13 protein-coding genes and 2 pseudogenes are annotated in these 12,859 nt (G+C 71.6%); 7 read left to right on the forward strand and 8 right to left on the reverse strand.

Going from position 1 to position 12,859, the window contains the following annotated elements; translation table 11 throughout:
• Positions 1–1,491, reverse strand: a 1,491-nt coding sequence (locus GV126_RS15245; RefSeq protein WP_159666778.1) for a beta-N-acetylhexosaminidase, incomplete at its 3' end; no start/stop codon positions are given.
• A 281-nt stretch (positions 1,492–1,772) separates the two neighbouring features.
• Here GV126_RS15245 and GV126_RS15250 point away from each other — a divergent pair.
• The 5 genes from GV126_RS15250 to GV126_RS15270 all read left to right on the forward strand — a co-directional run bounded on the left by GV126_RS15250 (position 1,773) and on the right by GV126_RS15270 (position 5,880).
• Entirely contained in the window at positions 1,773–2,309 is a 537-nt protein-coding gene (locus tag GV126_RS15250) for a 2-oxo-4-hydroxy-4-carboxy-5-ureidoimidazoline decarboxylase (protein ID WP_159673730.1), read from the forward strand.
• Between the two features lie 149 nt (positions 2,310–2,458).
• Positions 2,459–2,839, forward strand: coding sequence for a succinate dehydrogenase, cytochrome b556 subunit (gene sdhC, locus GV126_RS15255; protein ID WP_159666781.1), 381 nt, complete (start codon positions 2,459–2,461; stop codon positions 2,837–2,839).
• Positions 2,840–2,844: 5 nt separating this feature from the next.
• A complete protein-coding gene (locus tag GV126_RS15260; protein WP_028420640.1) occupies positions 2,845–3,321 on the forward strand; it encodes a succinate dehydrogenase hydrophobic membrane anchor subunit in 477 nt (158 codons plus the stop codon).
• A 25-nt stretch (positions 3,322–3,346) separates the two neighbouring features.
• Complete coding sequence (gene sdhA, locus GV126_RS15265; RefSeq protein WP_028420641.1) at positions 3,347–5,101, forward strand: succinate dehydrogenase flavoprotein subunit; 1,755 nt, start codon at positions 3,347–3,349, stop codon at positions 5,099–5,101.
• Complete coding sequence (locus GV126_RS15270; RefSeq protein WP_028420642.1) at positions 5,101–5,880, forward strand: succinate dehydrogenase iron-sulfur subunit; 780 nt, start codon at positions 5,101–5,103, stop codon at positions 5,878–5,880. The genes sdhA and GV126_RS15270 overlap by 1 nt, the downstream gene beginning before the upstream one ends.
• Positions 5,881–5,994: 114 nt before the next feature.
• Here the strand turns inward: GV126_RS15270 and GV126_RS15275 are convergent, their stop codons facing one another.
• The 4 genes and pseudogenes from GV126_RS15275 to GV126_RS15290 form a co-directional block, all read right to left on the reverse strand.
• A complete protein-coding gene (locus GV126_RS15275) occupies positions 5,995–6,264 on the reverse strand; it encodes a TM2 domain-containing protein (protein WP_159666784.1) in 270 nt (89 codons plus the stop codon).
• A gap of 266 nt (positions 6,265–6,530) precedes the next feature.
• Positions 6,531–6,968 (reverse strand): DUF2752 domain-containing protein, encoded by a 438-nt coding sequence (locus GV126_RS15280; protein WP_236570003.1) that lies wholly within the window; start codon positions 6,966–6,968, stop codon positions 6,531–6,533.
• Positions 6,961–7,245: pseudogene (locus GV126_RS15285) on the reverse strand (TM2 domain-containing protein); the annotation flags it as partial. The pseudogene GV126_RS15285 and the gene GV126_RS15280, both read right to left, overlap by 8 nt.
• 12 nt (positions 7,246–7,257) lie before the next feature.
• On the reverse strand, positions 7,258–7,497 hold the full coding sequence (locus tag GV126_RS15290) for an SCO4848 family membrane protein (protein ID WP_028420649.1): 240 nt from the start codon (positions 7,495–7,497) through the stop codon (positions 7,258–7,260).
• 118 nt (positions 7,498–7,615) lie between these two features.
• Here GV126_RS15290 and GV126_RS15295 point away from each other — a divergent pair, with 118 nt between their 5' ends.
• Positions 7,616–8,917, forward strand: coding sequence for a D-alanyl-D-alanine carboxypeptidase family protein (locus tag GV126_RS15295; protein ID WP_328707337.1), 1,302 nt, complete (start codon positions 7,616–7,618; stop codon positions 8,915–8,917).
• On the opposite strand, the gene GV126_RS15300 is transcribed toward GV126_RS15295, so the two are convergent.
• The gene (locus GV126_RS15300; RefSeq protein WP_159666793.1) at positions 8,865–9,863 is read right to left on the reverse strand and encodes a YihY/virulence factor BrkB family protein; all 999 of its coding nucleotides are present in this window, start codon (positions 9,861–9,863) and stop codon (positions 8,865–8,867) included. The genes GV126_RS15295 and GV126_RS15300 overlap by 53 nt on opposite strands.
• Before the next feature lie 85 nt (positions 9,864–9,948).
• On the opposite strand from GV126_RS15300, the gene dprE2 reads away from it, so the two are divergent.
• Positions 9,949–10,740: a decaprenylphospho-beta-D-erythro-pentofuranosid-2-ulose 2-reductase gene (dprE2, locus tag GV126_RS15305; protein ID WP_236570004.1), complete on the forward strand. Its 792-nt coding sequence runs from the start codon at positions 9,949–9,951 to the stop codon at positions 10,738–10,740.
• Between the two features lie 109 nt (positions 10,741–10,849).
• Here the strand turns inward: dprE2 and GV126_RS15310 are convergent.
• Together GV126_RS15310 and trpS are read right to left on the reverse strand one after the other, a co-directional pair.
• Positions 10,850–11,425: pseudogene (locus GV126_RS15310) on the reverse strand (2'-5' RNA ligase family protein); the annotation flags it as partial.
• A 322-nt stretch (positions 11,426–11,747) separates the two neighbouring features.
• Positions 11,748–12,758, reverse strand: a complete 1,011-nt coding sequence (gene trpS / locus GV126_RS15315) for a tryptophan--tRNA ligase (protein WP_159666799.1) — start codon at positions 12,756–12,758, stop codon at positions 11,748–11,750.
• Between the last annotated feature and the right edge of the window lie 101 nt (positions 12,759–12,859).

A 12,859-nucleotide genomic window follows, 5' to 3' on the forward strand; every position in this document is an offset into this window, starting at 1 on the left:
GCCGGCCGCCACCTGGTCCTGGGTCTGGGCGTGGGGGAAGTCGCCCCAGACCGCGAAGGAGCCGCCGAGGATCTGGGCGTCGTAGCGGGCCGGGACGGCCTGGGTGCCGCGCAGCACGCGCGGGGTCCACTGCTCGTAGATGCGCTGCCCGGTCGGGTAGACGAAGGTCTGCGGCTGGCCGAGGACGTAGTAGAGGAACTCGTCGTTGTAGTTGAGCACCTTGCGGCCCGCGGCCAGGTACTCGGCCGGCGGCCGGGCGCCGATCTCCTTGCCGGTCCAGTAGGCGACCTCGATGTCCTTGGCCGCCTGCACGGAGGTGTTCCGGTAGAAGCCGTCGTTCCAGGCCCGGGGGGTGCGGTCATGGGCGCGGACGGTGGCGGCGCGGGCGTTGAGCCAGCCGGTGGTGAGGTCGGCGACGGTGCCGCCGGAGCCGTAGGCCTTGCGGGCGGCGGCGGCCAGCTGCGGGTAGGAGGCGGCGGGGTCGCGCACGGTCAGCGCCTGGTACTCGTCGCCGCCCAGGTGCCAGTAGGCGCCGGGGAAGACACCGGCGAACTCGTTGAGCAGATCGTCGACGATCTTGGCGGCCCGCGGCTTGGAGATGTCGACGGCGCCCTTGGTGGCCACGCCCCGCGCGTTGCGCAGTTGCAGGTCGGGGTGGGCGGCGATGACCGCGCCGAGGTGGCCGGGCGAGTCGATCTCGGGGACGACGGTGATGTGCCGGCTGGTGGCGAGGGCGACGATCGCCTTGACCTGCGCCTTGGTGAGGTGGTCCGCGGAGACGATCTCCGGATGGGTGTCGGACTGGATGCGGAAGGCCTGGTCGTCGGAGAAGTGCAGGCCCAGCTCGTTGTACTTCAGGTCGCTCAGCTCGCGTATGCGGTCCTCGATCCAGCCGACCGTGTACGGCTTGCGGGCGATGTCCAGCATGAAGCCGCGGCGCGGCTTGGCCGGAGCGTCGTCGACGACGCCCTCGGGGGCGGTGCCGCCGCCGTGCACCTCCTGCTTGAGGGTGCGGGTGCCGTAGAAGACGCCCGCGTCGGCCGGCCCGCTGATGGTGACCCGGCCGTCGCGGACGGTCATGGTGTACGACTCGGGGTTGCCGCCCTGGCCGCCGCCGAGCGTCAGCCGGACGTCCCCGGCGCGGACGTCGTTCGTCCGGCCGGCGTAGGCCAGGCCCAGCTCGCCGGCGATCAGCTTGCCCTCGTCGGCCAGCGACGGGTCGGTGATCACGACGCGCTCGCCGTTCGCCGGCCGCCAGCCGGGGCCGCGGGCGGCGGTGTGGGAGCGCACGGCGGGGATGGTGCGCGGGGCCTGGGAGAGCGGGTAGGTGCGGGTGGGGCCGGGGCTCGTCGCGGCGGAGGTCTGCGGTGCGCTGCGGGCCGTGCCCGACGGGCTCTGATCGCCGCCGGAGGTGGCCCACAGGCCCAGTCCGACGCCGAGCCCGACCGTCGCGGCGAACGCCCCGCCGACCAGTGCGTACCTGTGCTGCACCTTTCGCGCCGGAGCCCGGCGGTGCCTGTGCTGACTCACTCTGCCAACGTAAGGCCTGCCCGGACGCAAGGTGTCCACCAGACGTTCTCAAACTCTTCCGTCCGGGTGAAATTGGGTGATCGGCCGGACAGGTCATGATCACTGCCGATACCGTGACGCACGCCCGCACCGCTTCCCCTGCCGACGCACACGGGTCGCCGCCCGGGGTCCTTCCCTGAACCGGCGCCCCCGCGCATCCACACCGCCGAGGACCCACGCTGCCCCCGCAGAACCCGCCGTACCTGGAGCACTTCAACGCCGCCCCGGCCCAGGAGGCCCGCCGCACCCTCCTGGCGTGCCTGCCCAGCCCGCGCTGGGCCGAGCGGGTCACCGCGCACCGCCCCTACCCGGACCTGTCCGCCCTGCTGGCGGCGGCCGACGAGGCCGCCTACGACCTGGGCGCCGGCGACCTGGCCGGGGCGCTGGCGGCCGAGCCGCTGCCGGCGCTGCCCGAGGGCGCGTACCTGGCCGCCTCCACCGCGCTGAGCGCGGCGTACGCCGCATACGAGGCCAAGTTCGGGCATACGTTCGTCATCTGCCTCGACGACGTCCCGCCCGGCGAGGGACTCGACCGCCTGCTGGCCGCGATCCGATCACGATTGTCGAACGATCCGGAAGAGGAGCGAACCGTCGCGGCGGAGGAGCTGCGCCGCCTCGCCCGGGGCCGTCTGGCCCGCACGCTCCAGGGCCGCGACCAGCCACGATGCGCCCGCACCCGGCCATCGGCGCGGCGCACCCGCCCCACGGCCGCCCCGGCTGACCCGTCCGTGCACGTTTGAGTGCCACTTCGATCACACCGGCAGGCCCCCTGCAATGCTCACGGCAACGCCTCGCTACCATGCTGGGGGCCGGTGGACCGTACCCGGCCGGGCCCGACCGACAGACAAGCCGGCGCGGCCCTCAGTCCCCGCTCCCGGAGGGTTCTTCCGTGCCGGCTGGAACGCTGTACCGCGGCCGGGAAGGAATGTGGTCGTGGGTGGCTCACCGAGTCACCGGCGTGCTCATTTTCTTCTTCCTGTTCGTTCACGTCCTGGACACCGCGCTCGTCCGCGTGTCTCCCGAGGACTACGACAAGGTCGTAGCCACGTACAAGACGCCGATCGTCGCGTGCCTGGAGTACGGCCTCGTCGCCGCCATCCTCTTCCACGCGCTCAACGGCCTGCGGGTCATCGCCGTCGACTTCTGGGCCAAGGGCGCCCGCTACCAGAAGCAGATGCTCTGGACCGTGGTCGTCGTCTGGTTCGTGCTCATGCTCGGGGCGATCTACCCCGTCCTCGGCCACGCCGCTCGAGTCGTCTTCGGGAGCTGACGCGCATGTCCACCACTGAAACCTCCGCTTCCGGTGTGGGCCCCGTCGAGGCCGCCTACACCGTCGACAACCCCGCGCCGGTCATCCAGGCCCCGCGCCAGCGGACCAAGAAGACCCCGAAGTCGACCCGGGGCAACTTCGAGATGTACGGCTGGCTGTTCATGCGGCTGTCCGGCGTCGTCCTGGTCGTCCTCGTCATCGGCCACCTGCTGATCCAGCTCGTCTTGGACGGCGGTGTCTCCAAGGTCGGCTTCGCCTTCGTCGCCGGCCGCTGGGCCTCCCCGTGGTGGCAGGTCTGGGACCTGCTGATGCTGTGGCTGGCGATGCTGCACGGCTGCAACGGCCTGCGCACGGTCATCAACGACTACGCCGAGCGGGCGGGCACGCGGCTGTGGCTGAAGGCGCTGCTCTACACCGCGACGGTGTGGACCATCCTGCTGGGCACGCTGGTGATCTTCACCTTCGACCCGAACATCCGCTAGGCCACGGGACCGAGGTAAATCCCTGATGAAGATCCACAAGTACGACACCGTCATCGTCGGCGCCGGTGGCGCCGGTATGCGTGCCGCCATCGAGGCGACCAAGCGCAGCCGCACCGCGGTCCTGACCAAGCTCTACCCCACCCGGTCCCACACGGGCGCCGCGCAGGGCGGCATGGCCGCCGCGCTGGCCAACGTGGAGGAGGACAACTGGGAGTGGCACACCTTCGACACGGTCAAGGGCGGTGACTACCTGGTCGACCAGGACGCCGCGGAGATCCTGGCGAAGGAGGCCATCGACTCCGTCCTCGACCTGGAGAAGATGGGCCTGCCGTTCAACCGGACCCCGAACGGCACCATCGACCAGCGCCGCTTCGGCGGTCACAGCCGCAACCACGGCGAGGCCCCGGTCCGCCGCTCCTGCTACGCGGCCGACCGCACCGGCCACATGATCCTCCAGACGCTGTACCAGAACTGCGTCAAGGAGGGCGTGGAGTTCTACAACGAGTTCTACGTCCTGGACCAGCTGATCACCGAGGTCGACGGCGTCAAGCGCTCGGCCGGTGTGGTGGCCTACGAGCTGGCCACCGGCGAGATCCACATCTTCCAGGCCAAGTCCGTCATCTACGCCTCCGGCGGCTGCGGCAAGTTCTTCAAGGTGACGTCCAACGCCCACACCCTGACCGGCGACGGCCAGGCCGCGGTGTACCGGCGGGGCATCCCGCTGGAGGACATGGAGTTCTTCCAGTTCCACCCGACCGGCATCTGGCGCATGGGCATCCTGCTCACCGAGGGCGCCCGCGGCGAGGGCGGCATCCTGCGCAACAAGGACGGCGAGCGCTTCATGGAGAAGTACGCTCCCGTCATGAAGGACCTGGCGTCCCGTGACGTCGTGTCCCGCTCCATCTACACGGAGATCCGCGAGGGCCGCGGCTGCGGTCCCGAGGGCGACCACGTGTACCTGGACCTGACCCACCTGCCGCCGGAGCAGCTGGACGCCAAGCTGCCGGACATCACCGAGTTCGCGCGGACCTACCTCGGCATCGAGCCGTACACCGACCCGATCCCGATCCAGCCCACCGCGCACTACGCGATGGGCGGCATCCCGACGAACGTCATGGGTGAGGTCCTGGCGGACAACACCACGGTCGTCCCGGGCCTGTACGCCGCCGGCGAGGTCGCCTGCGTGTCCGTGCACGGCGCCAACCGCCTGGGCACCAACTCGCTGCTGGACATCAACGTCTTCGGCAAGCGGGCCGGCATCGCCGCCGCCGAGTACGCGCACGGCGCCGACTTCGTCGACCTGCCGGAGAACCCGGAGTCCTTCGTCGTCGAGCAGATCGAGCGCCTGCGCTCCTCCACCGGCAACGAGCGGGTGGCCGAGCTGCGCCGCGAGCTGCAGGAGACCATGGACGCCAACGTCATGGTGTTCCGCACCGAGCAGACCATCAAGACGGCGGTCGAGAAGATCGCCGAGCTGCGCGAGCGCTACAAGAACGTGGCCATCCAGGACAAGGGCAAGCGGTTCAACACCGACCTGCTGGAGGCCATCGAGCTGGGCAACCTGCTGGACCTGGCCGAGGTCATGGCGGTCTCCGCCCTGGCCCGCAAGGAGTCCCGCGGCGGTCACTACCGCGAGGACTACCCCAACCGCGACGACGTCAACTTCATGCGCCACACCATGGCGTACCGCGAGGTCGGCGCCGACGGGTCCGAAACCATCCGTCTCGACTACAAGCCGGTCGTCCAGACCCGCTACCAGCCGATGGAGCGTAAGTACTGATGGCAACCCCTGTTCTGGACAAGGCGGACGCGGCCGGCAAGCCCGAGCCGGGATTCGCCGACTCCCCCTACATCACCGTCACCTTCCGCGTCCGCCGGTTCAACCCGGAGGTCTCGGCGGAGGCGACCTGGCAGGACTTCCAGCTGGAGATCGACCCCAAGGAGCGGGTCCTCGACGGTCTGCACAAGATCAAGTGGGACCTGGACGGCACGCTGACCTTCCGCCGCTCCTGCGCGCACGGCATCTGCGGCTCGGACGCCATGCGGATCAACGGCAAGAACCGGCTGGCCTGCAAGACGCTGATCAAGGACATCAACCCGGAGAAGCCGATCACGATCGAGCCCATCAAGGGCCTGACGGTCCTGAAGGACCTGGTCGTGGACATGGAGCCGTTCTTCCAGGCGTACCGGGACGTGATGCCCTTCCTGATCACGAAGGACACCAACGAGCCGACGCGCGAGCGGCTGCAGTCGGCCGAGGACCGGGCGCGCTTCGACGACACCACGAAGTGCATCCTGTGCGCGGCCTGCACCTCCTCCTGCCCGGTGTTCTGGAACGACGGCCAGTACTTCGGTCCGGCCGCCATCGTCAACGCCCACCGCTTCATCTTCGACAGCCGTGACGAGGCGGGTGAGCAGCGCCTGGAGATCCTGAACGACAAGGACGGCGTCTGGCGCTGCCGCACCACCTTCAACTGCACCGACGCCTGCCCCCGTGGCATCGAGGTCACGAAGGCGATCGCGGAGGTCAAGCGGGCGCTGATCACGCGCCGCTTCTGATCACACGCCGCGTCGCAGGCGAGGCCGAGGGCCCCGTTCCGTCCTGGAACGGGGCCCTCGGCGTGTGCCCGGCGGTCCCCCGCGCAGTGCCTCCGGCAGCGGCCGGGCGGTGGGTCAGCCGCGCAGGACGCGTCCGTGCTTGTCGGTGCGGTCGTTGCTCACCAGGAAGATGATGCCGTCGATCAGGGCCCAGAAGCCGAGGCCGCCGCAGGTGAGGAGCTGGGCGATGCCCACGCCCACGGAGCCGACGTAGAAGCGGCCGATGCCGAGGCCGCCGAGGAAGATCTGCAGGATGCCGGCGACGATCTTCGACTTGTCGGAGTAGGGGCGGCCCTGCGGGTCGTAGCCGAAGGGCGCGGCGGGGTTGGGGACGGGGACGGTCATGGAAGGTGCTCCTGGGATGATGAGAGAGACCGGAGTGCGTTTCTCCGGACCCAGGGGGGCTCGGCTTCCCGGTCCCGCGACATCCGCGCGGTCCCGTCCGCGTCGGCCGGATACGGCCGTCCCCCCTGCGTATGAGGGGAGCATAAAGATCGGCACGGGCCGCGCAGCAGGGTACCGGGCCACCGTTCCCGGATTGTGATCGTTTTCGGTGGGCCGGCCGCCGCGCGGAGCGCGGGCGGCGCGTTCTCCGCCGGCCGCCCGGCACGTCAGGGGACGAGGTTGCGGGCCACCGCCCAGGCCACGGCCCCCAGCAGCACCAGCGCCTGCGCCCACGGCGCGAGCCGCGGCCGCCAGCGGCGTCCGCGCAGGCCGTGCACCATCCAGGTGCCGAGCAGCGCCAGCGCGAGGGGCGAGGCGAGCAACAGTGCCCTGTTGTCCAGCCAGGCCCGGCCGAGGTGACCGTGCATCAGGTCGTAGACCATGCGCGTGCCGCCGCAGGCCGGGCACAGCAGCCCGGTGACGTACCGGAAGGGGCACTGGGGCAGCAGATGGCCCGGCTGGTGGGGATCGGTGACGTAGAGGTAGACGGCGCCGGCGACCCCGGCGCACAGGACCGCGAGCGGTGCCGCCGCCGGATGCCGCAGCCGGCGCGGCAGTCGGCGCGGCAGTCGGGGGCGGGCTGGGCCGGTCGCGGCGTCAGCCACGCAGGATCCGCCCCTGCGCGTCGGTGGTGTTGTCGCCGGTGAGCAGGATGATGCCGTCGACCAGCGCCCAGATGCCCAGGCCGCCGCAGGTGAACAGCTGGGCCAGGCCGATGCCCACGCTGCCGATGTAGAAGCGTCCGATGCCCAGGGAGCCGAGGAACAGCTGCAGGATGCCGGCGACGATCTTCGACTTGTCGGAGTAGGGGCGCCCGTAGGGGTCGTAGCCGTAGGGGGCCTGCGGGTCGGCGTACATGCCGGGGGGCGGGTAGCCGCGTGGGTGGCCGGAACCCTATGACGTCCGGCGCAGTGCGCGCAGTCCGCGCAACCCGATCACCCCGATGACCGTCCCCAAGAGGAAGGAGACGACCGCCAGTGCCAGGTGGACCCAGAAATACGCCGTGGGGTGCCCGTGGTCGAAGGCGAGTCCGCTGCCGTCCTTGACGAGATTCTTGACGAAAGTGACCCAGATGACCCAGCTCCACACCCCGAAGGCGAGCAGGAACCAGGAGACGGGGCGGCTGAGCTTCATACCTCCAGTATCGCCGTCGGGCGCGCGGAGCCGGGCGCGGGGGGCCGCGGGGCCGGGCCGGAGCGGCCACGGGGACCTGGGCGCCGCGCCGCGGGCCACGGCAGGTACGTTTCCGACCGTGCCCGCACCCAAGAAGTCCGCGCGGCGATCCGTTCTGGTCGCTTCCGCCTCCCTGTTGTCCTTGTCCCTGGCCTCCCTGTCCTTCCTGGCCGCTCCCGCCGCGACGGCGGCACCCACGGCGACGGCGAGCCCCTCGGCCACTCCCCCGGCCCGCATGTCGACCGTCGGCGGCACCCGCCTGGGCCTGCCCGGCACTCAGGTCGACCTGGCGAGCGGCGTGCCGGTGCTGCCCAAGGACCTCACCGCGCGCTCCTGGATCGTGGCCGACGCCGAGTCCGGGCAGGTGCTCGCCGCGCACAACGCGCACTGGCGCCTGGCCCCGGCCAGCACGCTGAAGATGCTGTTCGCCGACACCCTGCTGCCGAAGTTCCCGAAGACCGAGGAGCACAAGGTCGTCGCCGCCGACCTGGCCGGCATGGGCGAGGGCTCCAGCCTGGTCGGCATCAAGGAGAACGAGACGTACACGGTCCACGACCTGTGGCTGGGTGTCTTCCTGCGCTCGGGCAACGACGCCGTGCACGTGCTGTCCTCCATGAACCACGGCGTCAAGCAGACGGTCGCGGACATGAACGCGCACGCCCAGGAGCTGCAGGCCCTGGACACGCACGTGGTCACGCCGGACGGCTACGACGCCCCGGAGCAGGTCTCCTCGGCGTACGACCTGACCCTGTTCGCCCGCTCCGGCCTGCAGAAGAAGGACTTCCGCGAGTACTGCTCCACCGTGCGGGCCGCGTTCCCCGGCGCGACGAAGAAGGACAAGAAGGGCAGGACCACCCGGGGCTCCTTCGAGATCCAGAACACCAACCGGCTGCTGAGCGGCGACTACGACCTGTCCGTCTACCAGGGCATCGCCGGGGTGAAGAACGGCAACACCACCCACGCGGGCGCCACCTTCACCGGGGTGGCCGAACGCGGCGGCCACGTGCTGCTCGTGACGGTGATGAACCCGGAGAAGAAGGAGCACAACGAGGTCTACCGGGAGGCGGCCCGGCTCCTGGACTGGGGCTTCCAGGCGGACGGCAAGGTGCGGCCGGTGGGCGAACTGGTCCCGCCGAGGAGCGCGGCGGGAGCCGGCGGCACCGCGGGCGCGGCGCCGTCGGCCGGCCAGGCGGGCGGCGCGCCGGGCGGCGGGGCGCCGGCCAAGGCCGTGGCGGGCGCCTCCGTCGCGGGCGGCTCCCGCGGCAGGGGCGGCGCCCTGGGCATCGCCGCGGGCGGGGGGGTGGGGCTGGCCGCCGCGGCCTTCCTGGTCAACCGCCGCTGGCCGCTGCCGGACCTGGTGCGCCGCCGTCCCCGTCCCTGAGCCGGCCGCCCGAACCGCCCCGGCCGCCGTCACCGCCCTGCCCGCCGTCGCCGCCCTGCCCGTCGTCCCCGCGCGGGCCGGGCGCGCCCGTCTCCCCCCCGCCGCTCGGGGTCGCCGTCCAGGCCGCGCAGTACAGCACCAGCTTGGAGGTGAAGTTGATCCACAGCAGCAGGGCGACGGGGACGCCGAAGGCGCCGTACATGCTCTTCGCGGCCACGCCCTGGATGTAGCCGCTGAGCAGCACCTTCAGCAGTTCGAAGCCGACCGCGCCGATCAGCGCCGCCACCAGCAGCCGGCGGCGCGGCGGCTCCACGCCGGGCAGCAGCGTCAGGACGTAGAGCAGCACCAGGAAGTCGGCCGCGACGGCGACGGCGAAGGCGATGACGCGCAGCACGAGGCTGCCCCCGCCGTGTGCGTCCAGACCGAACTGGCGGGTGGTCCAGCCCACGGCGGCCGAGGCGATCGTGGAGACCACGAGCGTGACGAGCACGGCCCCGCCCAGGCCGAGCAGGATGCCGCCGTCGCGGACCCTGCTGACGATCGGGTTCTCCTCGCGGTCCGGCCGCTCCCACACCGCGCGCAGGCAGTCGCGCATCTGGGCCACCCAGTTGGCGCCGGTCAGCAGCAGGAAGGCGCCCGCGATGATGCCGACGGTGCCGGCGTTGTCCGCCAGGCCGGTGATGTGCAGCTGGCTGCCCAGCCCCGGGAACTGCTCGGTGATCTTCTTCTCCAGCGTGTGCTGCTGCTGGGCGCTGAGCGTGGCGGCACCGATCGCGGCGGCCAGCGTGAGCAGCGGGAACAGCGCGATGAAGCTGACGAACGTCATGGCGGCGGCCAGCCGCGTCCACTTCACCCGGTCCAGACGCTCGTACGACCGCCACGCGTGCGTGCGCATCGCTCGCGCCACCCACGGGCCCACCACGGGAAGCTTCTTCAGCCAGTCCATGATCGGACTGTGCCCGCTCGGCGGTCGTGTCAACACCGCGTTTCTACGCCGAGACGCCCATAAGCGGACGATACAGTCGTCCGCCGTGAAGGATGCCCTCGGTCTCGCCCCGCTCCTCCGTTCCTTCGGCCCCTCGCGTCTGCCCCGCTCGCTGCTCGTCCTCGGCGGCACCTCCCCCGTCGCGCTGGCCGTCGCGCGCCGGCTCGTCGCCCGGCGCACCCGCACCGTGTGGCTGGCGGGGCGCCCCTCCCCCGCGCTCGACGAGGCCGCCGCGCACCTGCGCCGGCTGGGCGCGCAGGTGCACACCGTCGCCTTCGACGCGCTGGACGTGGTGCGCCACGAGGAGATCCTGGAGAAGGTCTTCGCCGAGGGTGCCGTCGACATGGTGCTGCTGGCCTTCGGCGTCCTCGGCGACCAGGCGTACGACGAGCGGGAGCCGCTGAACGCGGTGCACGTCGCGCAGACCAACTACACCGGCGCCGTCTCGGCCGCGCTGGTGGCCGCGCGGGAGCTGCAGAACCAGGAGCACGGCTCCCTGGTCGTGCTGTCCTCGGTGGCCGGCGAGCGGGCCCGGCGCACGGACTTCATCTACGGCTCCAGCAAGGCCGGCCTGGACACCTTCACCCAGGGCCTGGGCGACGCGCTGTACGGAACCGGCGTGCACGTCATGATCGTGCGCCCGCACTTCGTCCGCTCCACCGCGACGGCCGGCCGTCCGGTGCCGCCGCTGTCGAGCACCCCGGAGGAGGTCGCCACCGCCGTGGAGCTGGGCCTGCGGCGACGTTCCGAGACCGTGTGGGTGCCGGGGGTGCTGCGGGTGGTGGCGGCGGTGCTGCGGCACCTGCCGCGCGCGGTGTACCGGCGGCTGCCGCTGTAGCGCGCCGCAGGAGTACGGCCGGGACTGCCGCTTCAGCGTGCCGTCGAGTACGGCCGGGGCTGTCGCCGCACGGCGGGCCGCGCCGGGAGGGCGGCGTGCGGGCTCGGCGGGCGGGCAGGGTGCCCCGGTCGACGGGGGAAGCCTGCGGCGGGACGCCCGCGCGCCCGCCGAAGGCGAACTCGCGCAGCTTGCGCCACACCCCGTCGGCGCCCTGCCGGTGCAGGGCGAAGCCGGTGACCGGCCACTCGGCCTCGTAGCCCGCCAGCTCCTGCTGGGCGCGGTCCATCGCCGCCTCGTCGATGCCGTGCGCCACCGTCACGTGCGGGTGGTAGGGGAACTGGAGTTCGCGCGCCAGGGGACCGGCGGGGCCGCGCCCCCGCTGCTGCAGCCACGTGCACGCGTCGGCGCCCGCCACCACCCGGACGTAGACCACCGGCGACAGCGGCCGGAAGGTGTCGGTGCCCGACAGCCGCATCGTGAAGGGCCGCCCCGCCGCGGCCACCTCGGTCAGGTGCGCCTCGACGGCCGGCAGGTCCGCGGTGTCCACCTCGGTCGGCGGCAGCAGGGTGACATGCGTGGGGATGCCGTGAGCCGCGGCGTCGCCGAAGCCCGCGCGCCGCTCCTGGAGCAGGCTGCCGTGCGGCTCCGGGACCGCGATCGACACCCCGATCGTTACGGTCCCCACGTCGTCTCCTGTCGTCGTGCCGGTGCTCTGTGGCCGTCCGCGGCGGTCGTCGCTGCCGCCCTTTTCCGCTGTCTCGTCCGTTCGTCCGTTCGTCTGTTCGTCGTACCCGGTGTCCTCGGCCGTTCGTCCGTTCCCGTGCCCGCGGCCGGCGTCCTCGGGTCGTGTCCCGGCCGCCGCCCTCGGGCCGCGGCCGTTTCGTCCGGGCCGTCCGGTTATGCCGTCCGGATATCGACTGTACGACCACGGCCGCGCCCTGGGCAGGCGCCGGCACAGTGATGTGCGGCGCTCTGCCCGGGACGGGTGCGCGCGGTGGTGCGCCCGGTCAGTGCTTGGCGGGCAGGAAGCCCACCCGCTCGTACGCCTGGGAGAGGGTCTCCGCGGCGACCGCGCGCGCCTTCTCCGCGCCCTTGGCCAGGATCGAGTCGAGCGTCTCGGCGTCGTCCAGGTACTGCCGGGTCTTCTCGCGGAACGGCGTCACGAACTCGACCATCACCTCGGCGAGGTCCGTCTTGAGCGCGCCGTAGCCCTTGCCGGCGTACTTCTCCTCCAGCTCGCCGATACCCTCGCCGGTCAGGGTCGAGTAGATGGTGAGGAGGTTGCTGACGCCGGGCTTGGTCTCCGGGTCGTAGCGGATCACGGTGTCGGTGTCGGTGACCGCGCTCTTGACCTTCTTCGCCGTCGTCTTCGGCTCGTCGAGGAGGTTGATGAGGCCCTTCGGCGTGGACGCCGACTTGCTCATCTTGATCGTCGGGTCTTGCAGGTCGTAGATCTTCGCCGTCTCCTTGAGGATGTACGGCTTCGGGATCGTGAAGGTGTCGCCGAAGCGGCCGTTGAAGCGCTCGGCGAGGTCGCGGGTGAGCTCGATGTGCTGGCGCTGGTCCTCGCCGACGGGGACCTCGTGGGCCTGGTACAGCAGGATGTCGGCGACCTGGAGGATCGGGTACGTGAACAGGCCGACCGAGGCCCGCTCGGCGCCCTGCTTGGCGGACTTGTCCTTGAACTGCGTCATCCGGGAGGCCTCGCCGAAGCCGGTGAGGCAGTTCATCACCCACGCCAGCTGGGCGTGCTCGGGGACGTGGCTCTGCACGAAGAGCGTGCAGCGCTCCGGGTCCAGTCCGGCGGCCAGCAGCTGGGCGGCGGCGAGCCGGGTGTTGGCGCGCAGGTCCTTCGGGTCCTGCGGGACCGTGATCGCGTGCAGGTCGACGACCATGTAGAAGGCGTCGTGCGACTCCTGCAGGGCCACCCACTGGCGGACGGCACCGAGGTAGTTGCCGAGGTGGAACGAGCCTGCGGTGGGCTGGATTCCGGAGAGCACTCGGAATCGACGCTGCATGGCGGAGCCATTCCCCTGAGGGTGGTGGTGGGCGACGGGTGGGCGGTCGTTGGCCATGTTCACCATTCTCTCAGGTGCGGGACGCCGATCCGGAACTGGCC

The sequence above is a fragment of the Streptomyces mexicanus genome (genome assembly GCF_902506575.1).
Classification (GTDB): domain Bacteria; phylum Actinomycetota; class Actinomycetes; order Streptomycetales; family Streptomycetaceae; genus Streptomyces; species Streptomyces mexicanus.

What these genes read in the sequence shown, in the direction of transcription:
- GV126_RS15260 (WP_028420640.1), top strand. Translation starts at nt 2,845, where the DNA reads ATGTCCACCACTGAAACCTCCGCTTCCGGTGTGGGCCCCGTCGAGGCC.
- sdhA (WP_028420641.1), top strand. Translation starts at nt 3,347, where the DNA reads ATGAAGATCCACAAGTACGACACCGTCATCGTCGGCGCCGGTGGCGCC.
- GV126_RS15270 (WP_028420642.1), top strand. Translation starts at nt 5,101, where the DNA reads ATGGCAACCCCTGTTCTGGACAAGGCGGACGCGGCCGGCAAGCCCGAG.
- GV126_RS15275 (WP_159666784.1), bottom strand. Translation starts at nt 6,264, where the DNA reads ATGACCGTCCCCGTCCCCAACCCCGCCGCGCCCTTCGGCTACGACCCG.
- GV126_RS15290 (WP_028420649.1), bottom strand. Translation starts at nt 7,497, where the DNA reads ATGAAGCTCAGCCGCCCCGTCTCCTGGTTCCTGCTCGCCTTCGGGGTG.
- GV126_RS15300 (WP_159666793.1), bottom strand. Translation starts at nt 9,863, where the DNA reads ATGGACTGGCTGAAGAAGCTTCCCGTGGTGGGCCCGTGGGTGGCGCGA.
- trpS (WP_159666799.1), bottom strand. Translation starts at nt 12,758, where the DNA reads ATGCAGCGTCGATTCCGAGTGCTCTCCGGAATCCAGCCCACCGCAGGC.